Origin of the sequence: Stenotrophomonas sp. Ste96 (genome assembly GCF_024519495.1) — a bacterium.
Classification (GTDB): Bacteria; Pseudomonadota; Gammaproteobacteria; order Xanthomonadales; family Xanthomonadaceae; genus Stenotrophomonas; species Stenotrophomonas bentonitica_A.
Genome location: NZ_JALJRX010000011.1, coordinates 1 through 22146, shown reverse-complemented (window position 1 = coordinate 22146; position 22146 = coordinate 1). Strand labels below are relative to the sequence as shown.

The following is a 22146-nucleotide window of genomic DNA, read 5'->3' as shown; positions in this document are numbered from 1 at the left end:
CACCGGCGGGCGGTGGTACAGAGCGGGCGGCTGGCCTAAACAGGCATGCAAGCCACACCAACGGCGCCATTGCGGCGCCTAGGGACGCTTAGCCGATCGGTGGTCGGATCAGATGAGGCAAGGCAGGTGCCGCATGCCCTAGGGGCAGCGGCATGACATCCAGGCCCAAGGCCAGTTGCACCGAAACATGCAGGCGCGCAGGAAGTGCGCTCGCGCAAGCGTGTACGCAGGCGCACCGGCACGCAGAAGACTTGCAACAGTCGGGACCGGCATGGTCGCCATGCCCAGTGCCAGCCTTTTCAATCGATGTGGCATCGGGATGATGCTCAGCACTGTGATGGGCGAAGCAGTCTTCGTCGACTTGCACCGCGGCAGCCACTTCGCTGGCCTGCTCTTCCATGACCGGGTTCATACTGACGGACGCAAACGCCGACCACGCGCCGTTAAGCACGAGCATGGCGATCAGGAACAGTCGCAGTAGAAGTGAGGAGGCTGACACGGGCGACATGGTATATCACTTTAGACAAGGCGCGTGTGTATCGGTCGTGAACAAAATCTCAAGTAAGCCTGAGATGTCGCGACTTGTCAGTCGCACTAGCCGCGGACACTGCAGCTCCCTCCAGAAGCGCCCAAAGGGCGGGTTGAGGCGAAGAGTTGCCCATAGGGCGAGCGCTTGTTCGGTTTACTTCTCGGGCGTGGCCTCGATCAGCTTCACCAACTCGCGCTTCTGCTGCTTGCTTAGCGAGCCCCAGCGCAGGAGCAACTTGGCCAGCAGATCATCGTCGGTGTAAAGGAAGGCGGCGGGGATCCCCAACGCTTGGGCCAACCACTCAGCAATCTCCAGCATGGGCTCGTGCTTGCCACGCTCGTACTGGTTGATTCGGGGGCTGGCCACGTGAGGATCCAGACCGGCCCGGATGCCCAACTCCTTCTGCGACAAACCCGTGTGCAGGCGGGCTTGTTTGAGGCGTCGAGCGAAGGTCGGTGTTGAGTCGACGGACAAAGTCACGCGCGCACCCCATGGAGACCCCATAAGGATGGCGGATGTACCCAGCCTTGCATACTAAGATATTCTTAGCTTTGAGGCAACCGGCGACACCGGTAGCGCCGCCCCCCCCCCCCAGGAGCCACGCCGCTCCCTCATCCCCGGAAACCGCATGCCCGGAACCTCGTCAATGACGCCATCTGGGGTCGCCAGCATCGAGGAGTTGGGCCTTCGTGGCACCCTTTTCCTAGCCGCACTGTTAGCCGCGCAGCTACGACGCCTACCGGTGGCGCCCACACGCCGCTCCACCTTGCTGGTGCTGGACACGCTGCGAGACTTGGCCTTGATCCAAGTTCCCTGGCCAGCCGATCGATGGCAGATCCGCCCCGATGCCGAGGTCACGCCCATCGAAGATCTGCAATGGGCTTTCGCCTGGTCTACCCACGAGCGCAGGCACCTGCTCCCGGTGCTGGAAGACCAACTCGGCGATATGGCACACGATGTAGACTTGGCGGACGCGAAACTGGAGCTGTGGGATGAACTTGCACTCTGGGAGACCGAGCAGTTTCTGGAGCAGCAATTGCTCAAACATCACTTCGACCCAGGCTGGGCACGTGATGTGGGGTTCGTCTTTCAATCCGGACCGCGGGGCTTGCCGATCGCGCGGTGGCGTTACTGCTGCTGGGCGGCGGTACGCCAAGGTGCCTCGGTGGCGATGCGTCTTGGCGTGCACGACAGCGCCCATGTGCGGGAAGCCATCTTTCAGGAGGTCCAGAAGCGCCTGCGCTACCTGATGACCAGTTCGCCCGAGCAAGGCATGTTCAATCCCTATCATTTGGCACCGGAGTCCTCAGTAGCCAAACTGTTTGTAGATTGGGTCGTCCCTATGGAATGGGCGTACTGGACAGGTGAGCGCCACCCCAGCCGCTAGCAGACAAACGAGCAGCCTCGTCAGTCGGCTCCCCCATCTTGCGCATGGCCGCGCCTAGTTTTCTTCACCGCATTTTGTGCTGGCGTCAGTTGATTCAGTAGAGGCTCTAGCGCTTCAAGACGTGCATTGGCACGCAACGCATCGGCTTCAGCGCTCTCGCGGCGCTCACGCTCCCGCGCAAGGGTGTCTTGAACTTGAGCTAGCTCGTTGCGCATGGTATCCAAGGTCTTGGCGTCAGTCTTCCAGCGCTCCTGCAGTGCCAAATAGTCCGTCGCGGTCTGGCGCAACGCCACGACCTCGCTGTGTTGGCCTTCGTGGGCCTGTCGTAGCTGGGCAAGCTCACGCTCAATCCGCCCGTGGCGCTCCAGCCATTGACCATTGTCGCGGTTCAGCACCAACAGCTCCTGATTCTTCGCGCCCAAGGCTTCATTGGCCTGACGTAAGGCTACTTGCAGCTCTTGGACCTGATGCTCGTGACGGCGAAGCTCTTGCTCACGCTGCTCTTTGGTTGAAGTGCGGTAGTGCTCAAGCGCTTCCCGGGCATGGGCATGCTTGTCCTCCAGAGAACGCGTATGCGCCTCATGATCAGCCAGCCGCACCGTCATGCCAGCGATGCGCTCGTTCAACTGGGGGTCGTTTGCGGGAGGGGGCGGAATCCTACGCTAAGGCTTTGGCCAGCGATATTCTCCGGTGAGATTGATGTGTTCCCATCCGAGCGGCGAAACATGGGCCAAGAGATCGGGCGATAGCAGCTTTCCATCGCGTTTCTGGTTTGCAACGACCTCGCCGAGCTTCATGGTGTTCCAGAAGATGATGATGGCGGCGAGCAGATTCATGCCGGCGATGCGGTAATGCTGGCCTTCGGCGGAACGGTCGCGGATTTCACCGCGGCGGTGGAAGCTGATTGCCCGCTTCAGCGCATGATGAGCTTCGCCTTTGTTGAGCCCGATCTGGGCACGCCGTTGGAGTTCGGCATCCAGAATCCAGTCGATCATGAACAGGGTGCGCTCGACGCGACCGACTTCCCGCAGGGCTGTCGCGAGCTCGTTCTGCCGCGGATAGGAGGCGAGTTTCCGCAGAATCTGGCTTGGCGCGACGGTCCCGGCAGCAATGGTGGCGGCGATGCGCAGGATGTCGGGCCAATTGCGCTCGATCATGGCTTGGTTGACCTTTCCGCCGATCAACGCTCGCAGGTGCGCCGGGGCGGCCGACGGATTGAACGCGTAGAGCCGTTTGGATGGCAGGTCGCGGATGCGCGGAGCGAACCGGTAGCCGAGAATGGCACATGCGGCAAAGACGTGATCGGTGAAGCCGCCCGTGTCGGTGAACTGCTCGCGGATATGGCGTCCAGCATCGTTCATCAGCAGGCCATCGAGGATGTAAGGCGCTTCGCTTGCCGTTGCAGGAATCACCTGGGTTGCGAACGGCGCATATTGGTCGGAGACGTGGCTATAGGCTTTCAGGCCCGGGGTATTGCCATATTTCGCGTTGACCAGGTTCATGGCCTCACCTTGCTCTGTAGCGACGAAGAACTGTCCGTCGCTCGAAGCCGACGTGCCCATGCCCCAGAACCGGGCCATGGGTAACGCTGCCTGTGCCTCGACCACCATGGCCAGCGCCCGGTCATAGGCTTCGCCCTCGACATGCCACCGTCCAATGCGGATCAATTCCCAGAAGGTGTGGGTGTTTGTCGCATCCGCCATTTTGCGCAAGCCGAGGTTGATCCCTTCCGCCAAGATAACGTTCATTAGCCCGATCCGGTCAGCGCAGGGTGCTCCTGTGCGCAGATGGGTGAACGCTTCGGTGAAGCCGGTCGCCGCATCCACCTCCAGCAGGAGATCGGTGATGCGCGTGGGCGGGATCTGCTTGTAGAGATCGAGCACCAGATCTTCGGCGCCTGTCGGCGCGGCGGCTTCGAGTTTCTCGATATGCAGAACGCCGTTTTCAATCGACCCGCCCGGGATCGTGCCTGCGCGAGCGGCACGGCCAAGCTCGCGCAACCGCATGTCGAGGCGAGCTTGCCGGTCTGCCAGCCATTCCTCCGGCCGCAATGGCACAGCGAGACGACCGCCTTCCGCGATGGATTGTGCCGGAACGAGTGCGTGTTTCAGATCGCCATAGCGCCGGGACCTAGTAAGCCAGACATCTCCGGAGCGGAACGCATCGCGCAGATGGAACAGCACCGCGATCTCCCATAGGCGAGCGTCGCCAGCCCTCTGGGCCCGAAGGTGGCGATGCCATTTCGAGCTGGGCCGCAAGAAGCTGGTCATCGCGGCATCGTTCAAACCGGTACGAAGGGCCGTCACCGCTTCCAGAAGCGGCAGTGCAACGGGCGCAGCTCGCAGATCGAGCAGGCGCAACATGCGTGGAGCGTATCGGCGGAAGCGGTGATAACCGTCGAGCACATGATTGAGCGGATCGTCGGCCATGGTGGCGGTCAGCCTGGTTGCCATTGCAACAAGGGTCTTTAAGCCGTCCCACCCTGACCCACTCGCGATGACATCGCCCAGCGGCTGGCCATCATCCTGTGCATCGACCAGGGCGCCCCCGATCTCGGCGAAGGATTTCAGGGTGTCACGCACCACCCCCGCTTCGTCTGCGACCTTTGCATGGCAAATACGCTCCGAAGCACGGTAGAGACGGCCGACGATCCGGTCGTGGGTTTCGACCACTGCGTCGGCCAACATCGCCTGCCATTCCGAGACGCAAACAGCCAAGATCGCAAGCCGCCTGTCCTCCGGGAGATCGCGCATGCCGTCGGCATAATACCGTTCACCCTGCCTGCGCAGACGAGTCACCCGATGGGCAGGAACGCCGGCAAGCAGATCCTCGGGGAGATCGATGCGTTGCAGATATTCGAGCCGGTCGAGCAGCCGGTTGGCCGACGAAGAGTTCGAGCCAGGCTCGAACTGGCGCAGCCACACAAAACGGGTCACCCGATCATCAGCCGTCTCCTCGAGCAATGCCAGCAACTGTTCTCGGATCGACATAGGCAGCCGACTGGCGATCCTCGTCTCGATGCGTCGCTCGGCATCGACGAGAGCCGCGGCACAAAGCCGCTCGATCGTGGATGTCGCGGGAAGGACAGTGCGGGTGCGTCGGCACTCGGCTACGAAGCGACGGGCGATATCCTCGTTCGACACCGCCATCTCGGCTTCTCGGAACAACCATTCCTTCAGCTCGCTCGCACCACGTCCGGAGAAGGTGCGGAAGCCGTAGAGCCCCCGTAACTCGGCAAGATGCTCGTGCCGTGTTTCCTCGCGGGCAGCATAGTCTACGAGATCGTCGGCACCCAGGCCAAGCTGCGCTCCGATAAATTCGATGACCTCTGCAGGGATCAGTTCGCCTGGAGCCAGCACCCGGCCGGGATAGCGCAGGACACACAATTGCAGGGCGAAGCCGAACCTGTTGTGAGCGCGCCGACGCAGCCTGATATGCCCAAGGTCTTCATCACTCAGCGTATAGTGCTTGAGCAAATCCGTCTGTGAAGTCGGCAAGCGCAACAGCGCGTCTTTCTGCCGATCGGTTAGAGTGACGCGACGCGGCATACATGTTCCTTTTTCAAAATCTGATAGCGTTCAAGACGCTTTGTTTATGAAGCTGGTTGAGATACATTTCCAGAGGTCAATGCAATCGTGGCCGAAGCGCCGCCTCAAACCAACGTTTGTGATACATGCTGATCGGATATGCCCGCGTCTCCAAAGCCGATGGCTCGCAGTCTCTCGACCTGCAGCACGACGCCTTGCGCGCCGCAGGTGTCGAACGGGACAATATCTATGATGATCTTGCTTCCGGCGGTCGTGATGATCGCCCTGGCTTGACTGCCTGCCTCAAGTCATTGCGTGACGGCGATGTGCTGGTGGTCTGGAAGCTCGATCGCCTCGGACGATCGCTTGCCCATCTGGTCAACACGGTGAAGGAGCTGTCAGACCGCAAGATCGGCCTGCGGGTTCTGACTGGAAAGGGCGCTCAGATCGACACCACGACTGCGTCCGGTCGCATGGTGTTCGGAATCTTCGCCACCTTGGCCGAGTTCGAGCGGGATCTGATCCGAGAGCGCACCATGGCGGGTCTCGCCTCCGCGAGAGCGCGCGGTCGCAAGGGCGGACGAAAATTCGCGCTCACCAAAGCTCAGGTGCGTCTCGCGCAAGCCGCCATGGCCCAGCGCGATACTTCAGTTTCCGATCTCTGCAAGGAACTCGGCATCGAGCGCGTCACTCTCTACCGATATGTCGGTCCCAAAGGCGAGCTCAGAGACCATGGAAAGCATGTTCTCGGACTTACGTAGCAACTCGTTTCTTTTCGCAGGTTGAGCCACCTCCGCGCTTCATCAGAAAACTGAAGGAACCTCCATTGAATCGAACTAATATTTTTTTTGGTGAATCGCATTCTGACTGGTTGCCTGTCAGAGGCGGAGAATCTGGTGATTTTGTTTTTCGACGTGGTGACGGGCATGCCTTCGCGAAAATCGCACCTGCTTCCCGCCGCGGTGAGCTCGCTGGAGAGCGTGACCGCCTCATTTGGCTCAAAGGTCGAGGTGTGGCTTGCCCCGAGGTGATCAACTGGCAGGAGGAACAGGAGGGTGCATGCTTGGTGATAACGGCAATTCCGGGAGTACCGGCGGCTGATCTGTCTGGAGCGGATTTGCTCAAAGCGTGGCCGTCAATGGGGCAGCAACTTGGCGCTGTTCACAGCCTATCGGTTGATCAATGTCCGTTTGAGCGCAGGCTGTCGCGAATGTTCGGACGCGCCGTTGATGTGGTGTCCCGCAATGCCGTCAATCCCGACTTCTTACCGGACGAGGACAAGAGTACGCCGCAGCTCGATCTTTTGGCTCGTGTCGAACGAGAGCTACCGGTGCGGCTCGACCAAGAGCGCACCGATATGGTTGTTTGCCATGGTGATCCCTGCATGCCGAACTTCATGGTGGACCCTAAAACTCTTCAATGCACGGGTCTGATCGACCTTGGGCGGCTCGGAACAGCAGATCGCTATGCCGATTTGGCACTCATGATTGCTAACGCCGAAGAGAACTGGGCAGCGCCAGATGAAGCAGAGCGCGCCTTCGCTGTCCTATTCAATGTATTGGGGATCGAAGCCCCCGACCGCGAACGCCTTGCCTTCTATCTGCGATTGGACCCTCTGACTTGGGGTTGATGTTCATGCCGCCTGTTTTTCCTGCTCATTGGCACGTTTCGCAACCTGTTCTCATTGCGGACACCTTTTCCAGCCTCGTTTGGAAAGTTTCATTGCCAGACGGGACTCCTGCAATCGTCAAGGGATTGAAACCTATAGAAGACATTGCTGATGAACTGCGCGGGGCCGACTATCTGGTATGGCGCAATGGGAGGGGAGCAGTCCGGTTGCTCGGTCGTGAGAACAATCTGATGTTGCTCGAATATGCCGGGGAGCGAATGCTCTCTCACATCGTTGCCGAGCACGGCGACTACCAGGCGACCGAAATTGCAGCGGAACTAATGGCGAAGCTGTATGCCGCATCTGAGGAACCCCTGCCTTCTGCCCTTCTCCCGATCCGGGATCGCTTTGCAGCTTTGTTTCAGCGGGCGCGCGATGATCAAAACGCAGGTTGTCAAACTGACTACGTCCACGCGGCGATTATAGCCGATCAAATGATGAGCAATGCCTCGGAACTGCGTGGGCTACATGGCGATCTGCATCATGAAAACATCATGTTCTCCAGTCGCGGCTGGCTGGTGATAGATCCCGTCGGTCTGGTCGGTGAAGTGGGCTTTGGCGCCGCCAATATGTTCTACGATCCGGCTGACAGAGACGACCTTTGTCTCGATCCTAGACGCATTGCACAGATGGCGGACGCATTCTCTCGTGCGCTGGACGTCGATCCGCGTCGCCTGCTCGACCAGGCGTACGCTTATGGGTGCCTTTCCGCAGCTTGGAACGCGGATGGAGAAGAGGAGCAACGCGATCTAGCTATCGCGGCCGCGATCAAGCAGGTGCGACAGACGTCATACTAGATATCAAGCGACTTCTCCTATCCCCTGGGAACACATCAATCTTACCGGAGAATATCGTTGGCCAAAGCCTTAGCGTAGGATTTCGCCCTCTCCCGCAAACGACCCCAAGTAGCCTGCACGGTCCTTGGATTCCAGTGGATGAGCGAGCACCAGCGCCGCTCACTGGTACGTGAACTGCGCGACGAAGTGGCGCGCTGCGCCGACCGCGATCAGCTACTCGTGCGGGCGCGTCAATGGCTGTACAAGAACAAGCTGGTGATCGTGCACGAGCGGGCAATTCGGACACTGATTGCGGCGGCACTTGCCCAGCTTGAAGTTGAAACAGGCACCGCCATCGCCGCCAGCGTTGATCCAGCAACACTTGATCGCTGGCGAGCCTCAGTTTCAGAGCTGCGCCCAGATGGACAAACCCAGCAGAGTTGGCTATGGGCTGCACCGGCGAAACACTCAACCCGCCAAATCAGCGAGGTACTGGAGCGCATCGACCTGCTTTACACGCTGGACGTTCATAAGCACCTGGCAGACATCCCCGATCTCATCTTGCGCCGCTACGCGCGCCGACTTGTCTCCAGGCCGCCCTCAGCCGGAGCCAAGATCAAAGAGCCAGCGCGCACCGTGGAGGTCGCATGCTTTCTTCGGTATTGCCTGTTCACCACCACAGACCAGTTGATCCTTATGGTGCAGCGCCGGATCGCCGATCTGTGGCGTCAGGCTGCCGCCGATGTCCCCGCTACCGTCAATTGGGCCGCAATGTACAAAACGCTGCTCGGCGAACTTGTTGCCTTGAGCGCGCAAGGTGCGGTGCCAGATGCTGAGTTGCGTGCCCGTCTTGAAGCCTTGATCACCGAAACCCAGAAACGCAAACCACCGAGCAGGGCCTCCCTGGTCCGCGAGGGATTGATTGATGGAATTCGCCCCGTGCGGTCGTTGCTCGTCGCCATTGCAAAGCTGCCCTGGCAGGCCACCGGCGAGCATCCTGCCATCGAGTACCTTGCCAAGCTGCAAGCTTTATATCTCAAAGGATCCAGAAAGCTGCCAGTTGAAGTGGTGGCACCAAGTCTGGGAATGATCTGGCAGGTTTCGATCTCCAGCCCAGACCGGGAACGGGCGTTTCAGGCGTTGGAGGTGGCCACCCTGTTTGCCCTGCGCCGCGCGGTGCGCAATGGCTCGGTCTGGATTGAGCACAGCCTGAGCTTTCGGGGTCGTGCGCGCTTGTTCTTCACGGACGAGCGTTGGCAGGCAGAGTCCAAGAAACACTATGCCCGTCTATCGTTACCCAGCAAGGCTGCCACTTTCTTGAAGCCTTTGCTGGCCAGAGTAACTGCCGGTGTCGATGCGGTGGCCGCTGCAGCCCGCAGTGGCGTACTGCGCGTGGATGATGAACTCCATTTGTCGCCATTGCCCGCAGAGGACGAAGACCCAGAAGTGACCAAGCTGCGCGCGGCTTTGGATCACCGCATCGGTGAGGTTCAATTGCCGGAAGTGATTCTGGCCGTTGACGCCCAGGTGCGCTTTAGCTGGATCATGCTCGGACGTGAGCCGCGCTCTACCGACGAGCTGCTGATGGTCTATGCCGGCATCATGGCCCACGGCACCAGTCTGACTGCGGTCGAATGCGCGCGCATGATTCCGCAGCAGAAGGCGGCGCGGCAGTGCTGCCTCAACTTCGGGTGTCACGTCTGTGCTCCTTGAAGAAGCGGCGCCGTCGGTCTGTGCCGGCGGCGCCGCCTTGAGAGGTCGTCCGGCGCACCCACGATCAGCGGGTGCACCTGCTGCTTAGCGCTGACTTCAGCTCAGTTCGCCGCCGAAGCGCTGCACGCCCTTGCCGGTGGCAAAGTTGTGCAGTCCGAAGCTCGGGAAGGTGCCGCGCAGGCCTTCGAACTTGCCGGTGGAATCGACCACCTTGTGCATGACGGTGAGCGAGACCTCGTCGATGCCCGGCACCTGGATGCCTGTGGCGGTGTCGACCGTCGAGATGCGGCTGCCGTCGCGGCTCATGAATTCATGAACCATCGTGAAGCTCGCGCGGCCGTCGACGAACTTGATTTCACTGGTGGCCTTGGCCCAGATCGGGCCGTCGAAGTCACCGTCGCCGGTGGCCAGGAAGGTTTCGATATGCGGCAGGTATTGCACGGCGGCGAAAGCGCCGATGCTGAGGGGCTTGGACATGATGCACTCCTAGGTTGGTGTTGGCCTGATGAATAGGCCGCGGGGACGGACGCTGCCGACGCTCGTCACGCCGGCAGCACCGGGATCACTTGCTGTTGCTCAGGCGGAAGCTGATCACCTTGGCAGCGTCCGTCTTGGAAGCGTTGACGACCTGCGTGTCGGGTGCGCTCTTGGGCTGATAGAACGTTTGACCCGTCAGATAGACGATCGGCGCTTCACCGCGCACTTTGACGCTGACCGCACCCTTGTCGTCGTATTCGTGGCGGTATAGCTTGCCGCCGCGCCGGCTGTCCATCACGTAGGGCGGATCGGCGTAGACGAACTCGGAGCCGGTGAACTGGTGGGACTCCAGCCAGGCCACGGCGTCGCCGTGGTGCAGCTCCAGGCCGGGCACGTCGAGCTGCTGCCAGACCTCGATCACCTCGGGATCAACGTCGATGCCGACGCTGCGGGCAGCGGGCCGCTTGCGCTCCAGGATGTTGCCGCCGCCCAGGTGCGTTTCGATGTACGTGTCGTGAGGCGGGATGTTGTTGATGATCGTCTGGTAGACGCCGGCACCGCCCTTGCCGCCGGGGTATCTCATGGCCTTCTTCCTGGAGTAAATCGGGACTTGGCCAGCATCGTCAGAAATGGCGATGCTGTCAAGGGAAGCCGGCCGGGCCTGCATCGTCAGAGCCGACGATGCGAAGCTGCTGGAGCGTCCTGCAGCACCGCCAGGAATGGCGATGCCGGATCGCTCAGTAGGTGGGGATGTAGACCACCTCAATGTCCACGCGCTGGTTCTCGCGCCGGCCCTCGGCCGTCGAGTTGTCTGCCACGAAATCGGCGGCCGATGCGAAGTTCACCATGATCTTGAGCGGCGAGACGCCGCGCGCCACCAAGTACGACCTGGCCGAGAGCGCACGGCGTAGTGCAAGGGCCTCATCGGCCGCGCTGGGCCGTAGTGTGCTGGTGCGCCCGCTGATGTAGATGATCGCCGCATTCCTAGCGTCGGCCAGCAGCTCCAGGGCCTCTGGCGTCGGCTGGAATGTCGCGCTGCTGTCGGGGAAGGACACCGATACGCCGGACTTGATCGGCGTGCCGAAGTTGCCGGCGTCGCCGGCGGCCAGTGCGCTTTGCGCGCTGACCAGGAACGCCAGAGAGAGGGCCAGAAGAACGGGTTTTCGCATGGGGCAGGACTCCAATCAGAAGAACAGGTAGCCGGCCTTGCTCATGGGGATGCGGATCAACCAGAGCGAGGCCAGGTGCAGCGGGTAATAGGCGTAGAAGGCCCAGCGCAGGCGCGGCACGCGCACATCCACCCGCGAGGCCAGGAAGAGCACCGGCAGGGCTGCCAAGGCCCACAGGTTGCGATTGACGAACCACAGGGCCGCGCAGGCCAGCACCGCGACCGCCGCGGCGGCCCAGCTCGGCCGGCGCGTGTACGACCACACCGCCAGGCCGAAAGCCACGGCCGGCCACCAATATTCGACCGAGCTGCCGCCGACCAGGAACACCACGCCGGCGGCCGCCAGGTGCAGCTTGCCGCCACGTTCGACCAGGTAAGCCGTGGCCGTGACGACCAGCAGCGTGAACATCACGTTGAGCGGCCACCAACCGGCGTACAGGCCGCCGAGGGCCACGAAGGGCACGGAGGCCAGCGCGCCGAACATCGCCAGGCGCGACATGGTGCGGCCGTACACGCCGCGTTCGAGCGTGCCCGGCCGGGCCAGGTTGTAGGCCAGGACGAACACGAAAAGGGGGAGCGCCACGCGGCCGGCCTCGAACAGCACCGGCAGCGTCGCGTTGAACAGGTACTTGTTGACGTGATCGCCGGTCATGAGAACCAGTGCGAGCCACTTCAACGCTTCGACGGTTCCATCAGGAATCCGCAGGGCCTTCATCAGCGCCGGCCCCCGCGAATCGCGTAGGCGCGCAGCACCAGGAAGATGATGTAGAGCGCTGGCAGTGAGAGCACGAAGGCGATGGGCTTGCCGATCCACGCCGGCAGCGCCCACAGCAGAAGGCCCAAGGCGAAGATCGGGCCGAGGCCCAGCAGAAGCAAATCGAGCTGGTTCTTGGCCTGTCCTTCCGCCCACTTGCAATAGGCTTGAAGCAACCGGCCGACGCCCAGCGTGTACCGCATCATGAAGGCGTGGAATTTGTCCATGTTTAGCCGCTAAATCGGAAGAGCCGGCCTACTCGGCCGACCCCTCGCGTGAAGTGTTGAAAGACACCGTGCGGGGCACGTAGCCGGCCACCGACACGCTGCGAGCTGCTGCGGCCGCTGGGGCGGCCTGCTGGGGTGCTGGTGCCGGCCTGGCCGCCGGCGTCGCCCGCTGGGCCACCGTCGCGGGCTGGCTGGGCGTCGAGGGCGTGGCCCCGGCCTTCGTCACGTCAAGCGTGACGAACCGAGCTTCGAGCCAATCGGCCCACTTCGACGCCTTGCGCATCAAGTCGGCCCGGTACACCGCGTTGTACTGCGGCGTGCGCGAGTGGTAGTTCGCCGCCTTCGTCCAGAGGTCGCCCTTGTCGTTGCGGATGTGCATCCGCAGCCGCCAGGCGGCCAGGTCGAACGAGTAGCAGCCGGCAGCCGCCACATCGTTCGCCGTGATGCCGTATCGGGCCAGGTCGCCCAGGTACGCGGTGTTGAACTGCATCGGGCCAACGTCATGCGTGCCATTCGAGTTGCGCACCCACTGGCCCGGCTTGCCGCCCTCTTTCTCGGCGACGGCCAACACGATGTTGACCGGCACCTCGTACTTGACGGCGGCCGAGATCGAGCAGACGACGCGCTCCTGGAGCTGCGGCGGCAGATCGGCGAAGAACGGCATGCCCTCCCCTCCCTCAGTTCAGCCAGGACTGACGGCGGCGCTCTTCGTCCTCGCGCCGGATGCGTTCGTTGTACTCGGCCAAGGCGCGGTCATAGTCGCGCGCTTCGACCCAATACCCGCCCCGCTCTGGCGTCCCGACATAGCGCGGCAGCGTGCCGCTGCTGGCGAAGTCGGTGTAGGCGTGGCCGGTGTAGGCCCCGCAGTAGTCAGGCAACTGGTTGCTGATGTACGTGCGCCCATCGTCGTAGCCGCCCGTCCACATCACCAACGTCGAGTTCAGCGACTGCGCGTCGCAACGGCCAGCGCCGCGCGAGATCGCCGACACGAGCGACTGCATTTCCGGCGTCTGGCTCGCCACCGGGCAAAGCTGGAGGAAGTTCAGGCGGGCGCGGATCGTGTCCGACAGCTTGCGCTTCGTGATGTTGAAGTACCGCGACAGCGACGGCGTGCATTCGCTCGGGCGCGTGCCCGACGACAGGCACAGGATCGCCTCGCAGGCCAGGCGCGTGTCGCCGGTCAGCACGTCTTGCGCGCTGGCCGTGCCGGCGGTCGATCCGAGGGCTGCCACGAGGGCGGCCAGGGCAAACAGTTTCTTCTTCATGGTTGGACTCTCCTTGGTTACGCAGTTGTGCCGTCGCGGCCTTGCTCGCGGTTGGCGAACGCAGCTACTTCGGACTCGGGATCGGCATCGGCGGGGCCGCCTGCCAGGCTGTTGTCGCCGAAGCTCGGCGCGGGCTGCTGGTCGGGCACGTCGATGTTCTCGGCCGTGCCGCTTCCTTGCGCCTTGATCGCGGCGGCGATCTTTCCGCCAGTGGTGTCGGCGATCCGCTCGGCTGCGGCTTCGCGCAGGCTCGCGGCTTTGGCCTTGGCAACATCGGCGGTTCCCTTCGCCAAGTTCGCGCCGGCGTCGGCGGCGATGCGGCCGGCCGTGCCGAGGGCCGATGCGGCCGATGCGAGCAAGCCGGGGCCGGTGCTGCCCGGTGCGGCCTGCTGCCCTTGCCCTGCCCCGCCGGCGGGCTTGGGTTCGTTCTTGGCGGCCTTGTCGGCACTGCTGCCGGTGCTGGCCGTCGAGCTGCTGCCCTGGCCGCCGGCGTCGGCTTTGCCGCCGCCCTTATCGCCGCCCTTCGAGCTGCCCGAGCTGCTGCCGGTCGAGGGGCTGCCGCCACCCGACGAAGAGCCACCGCCGGAGCTGCCGCTAAAGCCCGCAGCCTGAGCGAAGGGCGTGCTGCCGGTGCCGGCGTCGCCGCCGCCGCCCGCACCGCCGCCCGAGCTGCCGCCGCCCGAGAAGGCCGACATAACGTCCGTGCCTGCCGACACGTTCTCATTGGCCTTCGAGAAGGCGGCCATGACGGCAGAGGCACCACCGGCGGCCGAGGCTGCGCCGGCGGCCAGAGCGGCGCCGCCGGTCGCGGCCGCTGCTGCTGCCATGCCTGCGGCACCCAACGCAGCGCCTGCACCGAACTGGCCGATGCCGGCACCGCCCACGCTCGCGCCGGTGATGATCCCGGCGATGAGCGGCGGAATCTTGTTGACCAACGCCAAGAGGATGATGACGACGATCAGCATCACGCCCATTTCCTTGAGGCTGATGCCGGCGCTCATGCGCGAGTAGTAGTCATCGAGGAAGGTCTTGCCGATGCCCACCAGGAGCACCATTGCGAAGAGCTGCGCGGCCACGCCCAGGACGACCTTGTAGTAGTTGATCGCCATGTCGGAAGTCCAGCGCGAACCACCGAAGCCGAGGAAGAACACGCCGCCGTAGGCGAGCACCCAGCCCGACGCGAGCAGCAGAAGCATATTCACACCGACCAGGGCCAGGATGACCAGGATCGCCACGGCCATGAGGATGCCGGCCATGCTGTCCACCGGCGACCACACCGAGGACTGATCCATCACCTTGTCGAAGATCGCAAAGCCCACGTCCACGATGCCCGAGGGCGACAGAGCATTGCCCAGGCCCGTCGCGTTGCCGGCGAGCTGCCGCAACGACGCATAGATGGACGAGGCGAAGTTAGGGCCGTTGGTCAGCGCCCACCAGAAGAAGCCGGTAAAGATCGTGAAGCGGACGAACTCCGCGAAGAACTCGCCAATGTCGGCCTTGCGCAAGGCCATCATGCCGAACGTCCAGACCATCGAGATCACAACCAGCGTCCAGAAGAGCCAGGTTGCGGCCGTGGTGATGACACCGGCCCAGCCGCTCGCGGCGGCCTGGTAGCGATCCAGCACGCTATCGAACACGCCGGCGTTGTCGATGGCCGCGTGGGCATCGACCGCGAAGAACGCCAGCCAGACGAACAGCGGCAGGGCGAGGGTTTTTAGATTGGCTGGCATTCTCATCGTCAGCACCTCACCATTCGCGTTTCGGGCTGGGCTTGAAATCCCCACCACGACGCAAGCACAGCGACGAAAAAGCCTGCTGGACGCCCTTGTCCTCGATCTTGGCGATGTTCTCGGGCTTGCAGTTCTCGTCGTTCACTTCCGGCATGGGGGCCGTGGCCGGCTTGTTGTCGCAGCCGGCGACCAAGGCCGCCACGAGGGCGGCCGAGGCCAAGGACAGAGCCTTGATTGCTTTCATGAATCCCCCTTACCAGGTGCGCGCCGGGCTGGCCCGGTAGCTGCCCTGGCGCAGTTGTGCGGCCGCTGCCGCCTGCTGGGCTTCCTTGTCGGCGTCGGCCTGCATCTTGGTTGCCATCGCGTTCTGCTGCGCGATCAGCAGGCCACGAATCTGCAAGAGCTGGTTGGCCTGCTGGCTGGCGAGCTGGTTGGCGTAGCCGATGGCCTGCATTTGGCCCTGCGCGCCCTGCGCTGCCGATTGAAGACGCTGCAACGTCGCTGCATCGGCCGTGAGATTCGTTTGCTGCCTATCGAGGCCCTTGAACAAGGCATCGTTGGCCTTCTTCTGCGACTCGCTCGCGAGCTGGGCCACATTCCGAAGTGCTGCGCGTTCCGCGTCGGAGCACCCTGCCGCCGTAAAGCACGGCGAGTTCTTGTAGTAGTTCACGTCCTGGAACTTGCCGATGTAGCTGTCCAGGCTGCCGAGTTGGGTCTTGTAGTAATCCAGCGTGTTGACCGCGTTCATCAACCCGTTGATGGTCGATTGCGCCTGATGAGGGTTGGCAGGGAATCGTTACGAACACGGCCAGATCTTCGCTAACCGATTGATGGATCGCTGAATTCTACCCTCGGCCGCACGTCCAGGCTCGGCCCTCCCCGGGAAGCTGTGGCACCATTCAATCATGGCCACCACGTACTACTTCTTGGACACCGAGTGGGCCGATGTAACGGGCAGCGAGCTGGTGAGTCTGGCGCTGGTGAACGAAGGTGGAGACCGCCTTTTCTACGCTGAGCGAGCCAGCCTGCCCGAGGCTCCCACCGACTTCGTTCGTCAAAGCGTCTACCCGCTGCTAGACCGCGGCGACGCAGCCCTGCCGGATGCCGCCCTGACGACCGAGCTGCGCGCCTTCCTCAGCGAGGCCGACGCGCCGGCGGTGATGGCGGATTTCCCGAACGACCTTCAGCTGCTGCGGTATGCCTTGGATGGGTTTGAGCTCCCTGATGCCCAGGTTGCTGCGTGCGGCCCCCGGCCGGCCCCGGTCATGACGCGCATGTCCAAGGAAGGCCTTCCGGGATTGCTGGTGGAAGATTGGTTCGCGGCCCATCCGGAACATAGGGCCAGGCGCCACCATGCCTTGGTGGACGCGCAGGCCTTGCGGATGGCTTGGCTGGTGGCCACCGACCGCATCCCTGCTCCGGCGTGGGCCCACTCCTATCGCCGCGCCCGGGGATAGCGGCATGGCGTCCATCCCCGGTATGCTTGCCCCATGAACCGCCTGTGCCAGCTCGACCCTCGAATACCGGCGTGATCGCATCGATCGATCACGCCCCTGTTGCTCATGTTGGTCAGAGCGCCGGCCTTATACCCCGGTGAGAGCACGCGCCAGATAAGCGCGTACACGTCGGTTCGATTCCGACCAGGGGCACCACCGTCAACGACGGAAGAATGCTTCTACTTGCGCGCCATGACAGCGCTTGTACTTGCTGCCGCTGCCGCACAGGCACGGTGCATGCTCGCGCAATCCCGCACCGAGTGACTGGCCCAGAAAGTCTCTGGCCTGCAGAAGAGGCTGGATTTCATTGGCGGGCACGCTGACCTCGCCATACTGGGATGATCGCTCGCCGCGGTTCATCACCTGGACAATCGCTTCGGACATCTGGATGAAGTGCTTGATCAGCAGGTCATCGCGTAATGGCATGCGGACGTTGTCGATGGCCAGGCCCTCGTAGCGTCTTCGCGGATCCGGCACAAAGAGAATGCGTGTCTCACCTTCAGGCTTTGGCGTGATGTCGACCATTTCCCCTGCGGGACTGACCCACACGGCATGGAATTCCGCCTCAACCAGCACGTGCGGCCATTCCCACAGCTGCCACCCGCACAGCATCTGACCACCGTCGCGCGCGACCTTGGCCTGCACGTTGGGAAAGCACTCGTGCACGATCGCGTCGGCTTCCGGCTGTACATCAAGATAGACCGGCTCTGCGCCGCGCACGACGGATTCGGTCAGGCGCCGCACGGCACGGGTGATTTCCGGGGGTGTGGTGGTTATTCCGCTCATGCCAAAGCTCCTTGTGATCGTTGCGCCGGGTGTTCTCTTCGCAGGCTATGGCGCCGGCGTCTCTTCCGATGAGATCCGCTTGGCGCCTTTGCCGCCGGCACTGGCCGGCTGTAGCTGGGCCAACAGCGGCTCCAAGGTGCTCAGGCGCACGGTTGCGCGCAGCGTTTCCGCCTCGGCCTGCTCGCGTCGTTCGCGCTCCTGGGCCAGCTCGGTTCTGGCTTGTGCGAGGTCTTGCCGAGCGGTGTCCAAACTCTGAGCGTCTTGGCCCCAGCGCACCTGCACCGCCTGGTGTTCGGCCGCCGTCAGGCGCAGCGTATCGAGCTCGCCCTGTTGCGTCTGGATGGTCTGACGCAGCTGCGCCACCTCCTTTTCCAGTCGAGTATGACGCTCCAGCCACTGGCCGTTTTCCCGGTTGAGCTGCACAAGATCATGGTTCTTGGCGGTCAATGCCTCGTTGGCCTGGCGCAGGCCGACCTGTAGTTCCTGCACTTGGTGCTCGTGCCGGCGTTGCTCCTGCTCGCGCTGGTCTTTGACCGATGTGCGGTAGTGCTCAAGGGCTTCCCTGGCATGCTCATGCTTCTGCTCCAGGGAGCGCGCGTGGCTTTCGTGCTCTGCCAGCCGCGCCGTGAGGCCGGCAATGCGCTCCTCCAGCTGGGCCAGTTCGGTGGTGCGGCTGGCCACTTCGCCCCTGGCCACTTCACTCGCCTGGCGTTCTGTCTGTAGCAGCGTCTCGGTGCGCTGAAGCTGCGCGCTGAGATTGCCGGTGTCCTGCCGGGCCTGCTCCAAGGCTTGGGTGCGCTCGTGCAGCTCGGCCTGGAACCGCTCTTGCGCTTGAGCGACCACGGTTTCGGCCTCGGCGTGCAGCCGCTCGGCCAGACGAGCCACCAGGTCCTGCAGGGCGTCGCTGACGGCAATCTTGGCGCCTACGCCTTGCCCGTCCTCCTCTTCCAGCTCCTTCAGGTAGCGGTGGATGGTGGTTTTGGACCCCGTGTTGCCCAGCGCCACGCGGACGGCGTCTACCGAGGGGTTCTTGCCTTCGGCCCGGAGGCTGTCCCGGGCACGTTGCACATCGCTTTTGTACAAGCCAGACCGAGCCATGCGTCCTCTCCGGTTATTTCGTAATGTATTACATACCATGTAATTACGTACTACTCAACGCCAAAGAAGGCCGAGCCAGCGACCCAAACATCAAGCGGGATAATATTGAATTATCCCGCCTGATCGTCTTTTTGCTCCAGATTTCACCGGTGGCACGTACGAAACGGTCCGAGAGGAGACGCCCCTGCAGACGCCTATGGCACCTCTATCGACCAGGCCATCCAGAGGGGCCTCGTGCTGGGTTAAAATTGAGCGCGAATGGCCCATTCTTCTCCCACGACCACGCCAATGCCGCCCTAGACCCAGCCTGGGCCTAGATCGTCAAGACGTGGTTACAGCGCACAGCGCTTGAGGGAGTCTTATGCCGACCCATACCGCGGAGGCCGCGCGCCGCCGCACGTTTGCCATCATTTCGCACCCGGATGCCGGGAAAACCACCCTGACCGAGAAGTTTCTGTTGTTTGGCGGCGCCATTCGCCAGGCCGGTAGCGTCAAGTCCCGGAAGTCAGCCAAGCACGCCACGTCCGACTGGATGACGCTGGAGAAGGAACGCGGCATTTCGGTCACCTCGTCGGTGATGCAGTTCCCCTACGATGGCCGCATCGTCAACCTGCTCGATACGCCGGGGCATGCCGACTTCTCCGAGGACACCTACCGTGTGCTGACCGCGGTCGATTCGGCGCTGATGGTCATCGACTGCGCCAAGGGCGTGGAAGAGCGCACGATCAAGCTGATGGAGGTCTGTCGGCTGCGGGACACGCCGATCATGACCTTCATCAACAAGCTCGACCGCGAAGGCAAGTCGCCGGTCGAACTGCTGGACGAGGTCGAGCGCGTCCTCGACATCCCCTGCGCACCGATCACCTGGCCGATCGGCATGGGATCGAGGCTCAAGGGCGTGATCCATCTGATGACCGGCGAGGTCCACCTGTTCGAAACTGGCAAGAACTTCACGCGACAGGATTCGACGATCTTCCCATCCATAGAGGATCCTGCACTGGTCAAGCGCGTCGGAGCGCAGCTCCTCGATGAGGTCCGGGAGGAGCTGGCCCTGGTTCAGGGCGCGTCTCATCCCTTCGATCGCGAACTGTATTTGGCAGGTCTGCAGACTCCGGTATTCTTCGGCTCGGCGGTGAACAACTTTGGTGTCCAGTTGCTGCTCGACTTCTTCGTCACGCATGCGCCGGCACCCAAGCCACGCGACGCATCCCTGAGGAAGGTTTCGCCAGAGGAGCCGGCTTTCAGTGGCTTCGTGTTCAAGATCCAGGCCAATATGGATCCATTGCATCGCGACCGCGTCGCCTTCCTGCGCGTGTGCTCCGGCAGCTATCAGCACGGCATCAAGGCACTCCATGTCCGCACGGGCAAGGAGATGCGGCTTGGCGATGCCTTGACGTTCATGGCGTCCGAGCGTGAGTTGGCCGAGCACGCCTACCCGGGCGACGTCATTGGCATTCATAACCACGGCACGATCGCCATCGCCGACACGTTCACCGTCGGCGATCCGTTGCAGTTCACCGGCATACCGAGCTTTGCCCCCGAGCTGTTCCGGCGCATCCGCCTGCGGGACCCGTTGCGTCTCAAGCATTTGCAAAAGGGTCTGACCCAGTTGTCTGAAGAGGGAGCCACGCAGTTTTTCCGGCCACTGTTGTCCAACGACCTGATCCTCGGGGCAATCGGAACCCTGCAGTTCGAGGTGGTGGCCTATCGGTTAAAGGACGAGTACGGCGTGGAAGCGAGTTTCGAACCGGTCCAGATCCACACTGCGCGCTGGATCCAGGCTGAGAGCGATTCCGATCTCGAAGAGTTCCGTGAGAAGGCGGCAACCCATCTTGCGCTCGATGCTTCCGGAGCCCTGGTCTACCTGGCACCCAGTCGCGTCAACCTGCAGATGGCGCAGGAACGTGCACCGAAGATTTGCTTCACAGCCACACGCGAGCACTCCCAAGCCGTGGGTCGCGCGGACTAGGGGTTGTCCGTGTAAAAATGGTTCTTTGCGGATTACCGTGGAGCCTCGGCTGACCAACGGTGCCCTTGAGGCCTGATTTCCTAGATTCGAGGATGCAGCCATGCTGGACCGGAAGACGATCGAAAAGCTGGATGGCCGGGAAGGCTATCGGGTAGAGCGCGTGGCGTGGCCTGAGGATGACAGCCGGACCGTCACGATCTACCTCAAGCCATCGGCGCGGACGATGTACTGCGAGCACTGCGACACTCCCAAGCCGTGGGTCGCGTGCAGCGCAGGGGAAACCATCACGTTCATGAACCCCTCACCTCCGGTCGAATCGGCAATTGATCGGCGCGGACGTCGACCGCGTGCTCGATAGGCATTGATGCCGGACGTCTAACCCCCACGCTCCCGCATCACCTCGCGCACGATGAACAGCGACGCGATCGAGCACGCTTCAGAGCAGTCCTCGCGCAGGGCCAATTCGTGGAGGCGATCGAGCTGCCAAGGGACCACCTCGAGCTCTTCGGGTTCGTCCCCCGGCAAGCGCTCCGGGTACAGGTCCTCCGCCAGTACCAGATGGATGGCGTTGCTCATGTAGGTGGGGGCCAAGGTCAGTGGCCGCAGATAGCGCATAACCTTGGCGCCCATTCCGACCTCTTCCTTCAGCTCGCGATTGGCGGCCTCGAGAATCGACTCGCCGGGGTCCATACGTCCCTTGGGCAGGCCAAGTTCGTATCGATGGGTGCCCACCGCGTACTCGCGAATCAAAAGTACCGTGTGCGGATCGGGCATCGCGGCGATGATGACGCTTCCAGGTGAGCGGGTGTGGAGCCGCTCGTAGAGCCGTCGCTCCCCGTTCGCGAATTCGAGATGCACCTGTTCCAGGCAATACGGGCCGAGCTCGGTCGCATCAGCCCGATGGATGACCGGTAGGCGCAGGATCGTGTTGAGGCGGGACATCAGCCGTCTTCCGATTGCACCGCGCCCGGCGGTTCTGCTTCGGCAATCGCGACGCCGCTGCTGAGGAACATGCGGGCAGCAGCGGCCGCATTCTCCAAGGCCAAGCGGGTGACCTTGGTCGGATCGAGGATGCCGAACGCGACCATGTCGCCGTATTCGCCGGTCTGGGCGTTGTAGCCGAAATTGCCGCTGCCTTCCTTGACTTTGTTGACCACGACCGATGGCTCTTCACCGGCGTTGGCGACGATCTCGCGCAGCGGTGCTTCCATCGCGCGCAGGGCGATCTGGATGCCGTGGTTCTGGTCTTCGTTGGCGCCCTTCAGGCCTGCAATCGCGGCCTTGGCGCGCAGCAGCGCGACGCCGCCGCCCGGGACGATGCCTTCTTCCACCGCCGCACGCGTGGCGTGCAGGGCGTCTTCGACGCGGGCCTTCTTTGCCTTCATCTCGATCTCGGTCGACGCACCGACCTTGATCACCGCCACGCCGCCGGCCAGCTTGGCAACGCGCTCCTGCAGCTTCTCGCGGTCGTAATCCGACGAGGTGTCTTCGATCTGGGTCTTGATCTGGGTGACACGCGATTCGATGTTGGCCTTCTCGCCGGCGCCATCGATGATCGTGGTGTTTTCCTTGGAG

At 62.7% G+C, this 22146-nt stretch carries 22 protein-coding genes, 1 tRNA gene and 4 pseudogenes; 9 read left to right on the top strand and 18 right to left on the bottom strand.

The genetic code is table 11. From position 1 onward, the window contains the following. Positions 1–88: 88 nt before the first annotated feature. Both copL and OC373_RS17755 read right to left on the bottom strand, forming a co-directional pair. The gene (gene copL / locus OC373_RS17760) at positions 89–508 is read right to left on the bottom strand and encodes a transcriptional regulator CopL (RefSeq protein ID WP_012480218.1); all 420 of its coding nucleotides are present in this window, start codon (positions 506–508) and stop codon (positions 89–91) included. A 174-nt stretch (positions 509–682) separates the two neighbouring features. After that, positions 683–1033, bottom strand: coding sequence for a helix-turn-helix transcriptional regulator (locus tag OC373_RS17755; protein ID WP_049432857.1), 351 nt, complete (start codon positions 1031–1033; stop codon positions 683–685). A gap of 124 nt (positions 1034–1157) precedes the next feature. Between OC373_RS17755 and OC373_RS17750 the strand changes: the two genes are divergently transcribed. After that, positions 1158–1916 (top strand): hypothetical protein, encoded by a 759-nt coding sequence (locus OC373_RS17750; RefSeq protein ID WP_234026164.1) that lies wholly within the window; start codon positions 1158–1160, stop codon positions 1914–1916. Positions 1917–1936: 20 nt separating this feature from the next. Here the strand turns inward: OC373_RS17750 and OC373_RS17745 are convergent. Beyond that, positions 1937–2545, bottom strand: a pseudogene (locus tag OC373_RS17745) (transposase); the annotation flags it as partial. 33 nt (positions 2546–2578) lie between these two features. After that, positions 2579–5464 carry a Tn3 family transposase gene (locus tag OC373_RS17740; protein ID WP_001138082.1) on the bottom strand — a complete coding sequence of 962 codons (2886 nt, stop codon included), beginning with the start codon at positions 5462–5464 and terminating at the stop codon, positions 2579–2581. Positions 5465–5589: 125 nt separating this feature from the next. Here OC373_RS17740 and OC373_RS17735 point away from each other — a divergent pair, with 125 nt between their 5' ends. From OC373_RS17735 to OC373_RS17720, 4 genes and pseudogenes are all read left to right on the top strand, one after another. Beyond that, on the top strand, positions 5590–6204 hold the full coding sequence (locus OC373_RS17735; protein WP_000904906.1) for a recombinase family protein: 615 nt from the start codon (positions 5590–5592) through the stop codon (positions 6202–6204). Between the two features lie 65 nt (positions 6205–6269). Beyond that, positions 6270–7073, top strand: a complete 804-nt coding sequence (gene aph(3'')-Ib / locus OC373_RS17730; RefSeq protein ID WP_001082319.1) for an aminoglycoside O-phosphotransferase APH(3'')-Ib — start codon at positions 6270–6272, stop codon at positions 7071–7073. Continuing rightward, positions 7073–7909: an aminoglycoside O-phosphotransferase APH(6)-Id gene (locus tag OC373_RS17725; RefSeq protein WP_000480968.1), complete on the top strand. Its 837-nt coding sequence runs from the start codon at positions 7073–7075 to the stop codon at positions 7907–7909. The genes aph(3'')-Ib and OC373_RS17725 overlap by 1 nt, the downstream gene beginning before the upstream one ends. Before the next feature lie 105 nt (positions 7910–8014). Continuing rightward, a pseudogene (locus OC373_RS17720) lies at positions 8015–9544 on the top strand (Tn3-like element IS1071 family transposase); the annotation flags it as partial. A gap of 153 nt (positions 9545–9697) precedes the next feature. Here OC373_RS17720 and OC373_RS17715 read toward each other — a convergent pair. From OC373_RS17715 to trbJ, 10 genes and pseudogenes are all read right to left on the bottom strand, one after another. Continuing rightward, a complete protein-coding gene (locus OC373_RS17715; RefSeq protein WP_011655359.1) occupies positions 9698–10078 on the bottom strand; it encodes a hypothetical protein in 381 nt (126 codons plus the stop codon). 85 nt (positions 10079–10163) lie between these two features. Beyond that, positions 10164–10661: an SAM-dependent methyltransferase gene (locus OC373_RS17710; protein WP_011655360.1), complete on the bottom strand. Its 498-nt coding sequence runs from the start codon at positions 10659–10661 to the stop codon at positions 10164–10166. A 154-nt stretch (positions 10662–10815) separates the two neighbouring features. Continuing rightward, the gene (locus OC373_RS17705) at positions 10816–11247 is read right to left on the bottom strand and encodes an OmpA family protein (protein ID WP_001665065.1); all 432 of its coding nucleotides are present in this window, start codon (positions 11245–11247) and stop codon (positions 10816–10818) included. 15 nt (positions 11248–11262) lie between these two features. After that, complete coding sequence (locus tag OC373_RS17700; RefSeq protein WP_011114053.1) at positions 11263–11961, bottom strand: TraX family protein; 699 nt, start codon at positions 11959–11961, stop codon at positions 11263–11265. Beyond that, on the bottom strand, positions 11961–12227 hold the full coding sequence (locus tag OC373_RS17695) for a hypothetical protein (RefSeq protein ID WP_010890140.1): 267 nt from the start codon (positions 12225–12227) through the stop codon (positions 11961–11963). Before OC373_RS17695 ends, OC373_RS17700 begins: the two co-directional genes overlap by 1 nt. Before the next feature lie 28 nt (positions 12228–12255). Further along, complete coding sequence (locus tag OC373_RS17690; RefSeq protein WP_011114052.1) at positions 12256–12891, bottom strand: transglycosylase SLT domain-containing protein; 636 nt, start codon at positions 12889–12891, stop codon at positions 12256–12258. Between the two features lie 13 nt (positions 12892–12904). Beyond that, positions 12905–13492 carry a TrbM/KikA/MpfK family conjugal transfer protein gene (locus OC373_RS17685; RefSeq protein ID WP_010890138.1) on the bottom strand — a complete coding sequence of 196 codons (588 nt, stop codon included), beginning with the start codon at positions 13490–13492 and terminating at the stop codon, positions 12905–12907. A gap of 17 nt (positions 13493–13509) precedes the next feature. Further along, the gene (gene trbL, locus OC373_RS17680; RefSeq protein WP_011114051.1) at positions 13510–15228 is read right to left on the bottom strand and encodes a P-type conjugative transfer protein TrbL; all 1719 of its coding nucleotides are present in this window, start codon (positions 15226–15228) and stop codon (positions 13510–13512) included. 10 nt (positions 15229–15238) lie between these two features. Then, positions 15239–15466 (bottom strand): entry exclusion lipoprotein TrbK, encoded by a 228-nt coding sequence (gene trbK, locus OC373_RS17675; protein ID WP_000644148.1) that lies wholly within the window; start codon positions 15464–15466, stop codon positions 15239–15241. Between the two features lie 9 nt (positions 15467–15475). Continuing rightward, a pseudogene (trbJ, locus tag OC373_RS17670) lies at positions 15476–15997 on the bottom strand (P-type conjugative transfer protein TrbJ); the annotation flags it as partial. Positions 15998–16127: 130 nt separating this feature from the next. Between trbJ and OC373_RS17665 the strand changes: the two are divergent. Both OC373_RS17665 and OC373_RS17660 read left to right on the top strand, forming a co-directional pair. After that, positions 16128–16679 carry a 3'-5' exoribonuclease gene (locus OC373_RS17665; RefSeq protein ID WP_057681749.1) on the top strand — a complete coding sequence of 184 codons (552 nt, stop codon included), beginning with the start codon at positions 16128–16130 and terminating at the stop codon, positions 16677–16679. A 92-nt stretch (positions 16680–16771) separates the two neighbouring features. Further along, a tRNA-Ile gene (locus tag OC373_RS17660) sits at positions 16772–16874 on the top strand. A 3-nt stretch (positions 16875–16877) separates the two neighbouring features. On the opposite strand, the gene OC373_RS17655 is transcribed toward OC373_RS17660, so the two are convergent. Together OC373_RS17655 and OC373_RS17650 are read right to left on the bottom strand one after the other, a co-directional pair. Continuing rightward, the gene (locus OC373_RS17655) at positions 16878–17504 is read right to left on the bottom strand and encodes an SEC-C domain-containing protein (RefSeq protein WP_081029745.1); all 627 of its coding nucleotides are present in this window, start codon (positions 17502–17504) and stop codon (positions 16878–16880) included. Between the two features lie 45 nt (positions 17505–17549). Next, complete coding sequence (locus OC373_RS17650; RefSeq protein WP_057681750.1) at positions 17550–18602, bottom strand: DNA-binding protein; 1053 nt, start codon at positions 18600–18602, stop codon at positions 17550–17552. A gap of 361 nt (positions 18603–18963) precedes the next feature. On the opposite strand from OC373_RS17650, the gene OC373_RS17645 reads away from it, so the two are divergent. Together OC373_RS17645 and OC373_RS17640 are read left to right on the top strand one after the other, a co-directional pair. Further along, on the top strand, positions 18964–20571 hold the full coding sequence (locus OC373_RS17645; protein ID WP_005413425.1) for a peptide chain release factor 3: 1608 nt from the start codon (positions 18964–18966) through the stop codon (positions 20569–20571). Positions 20572–20671: 100 nt separating this feature from the next. Continuing rightward, positions 20672–20812: pseudogene (locus OC373_RS17640) on the top strand (ISL3 family transposase); the annotation flags it as partial. Between the two features lie 134 nt (positions 20813–20946). On the opposite strand, the gene nudE reads toward OC373_RS17640, so the two are convergent. Beyond that, on the bottom strand, positions 20947–21513 hold the full coding sequence (gene nudE / locus OC373_RS17635; protein ID WP_032966771.1) for an ADP compounds hydrolase NudE: 567 nt from the start codon (positions 21511–21513) through the stop codon (positions 20947–20949). After that, the coding region (locus OC373_RS17630; protein ID WP_315985476.1) for a TCP-1/cpn60 chaperonin family protein at positions 21513–22146 on the bottom strand (634 nt) is incomplete at its 5' end. The genes nudE and OC373_RS17630, both read right to left, overlap by 1 nt.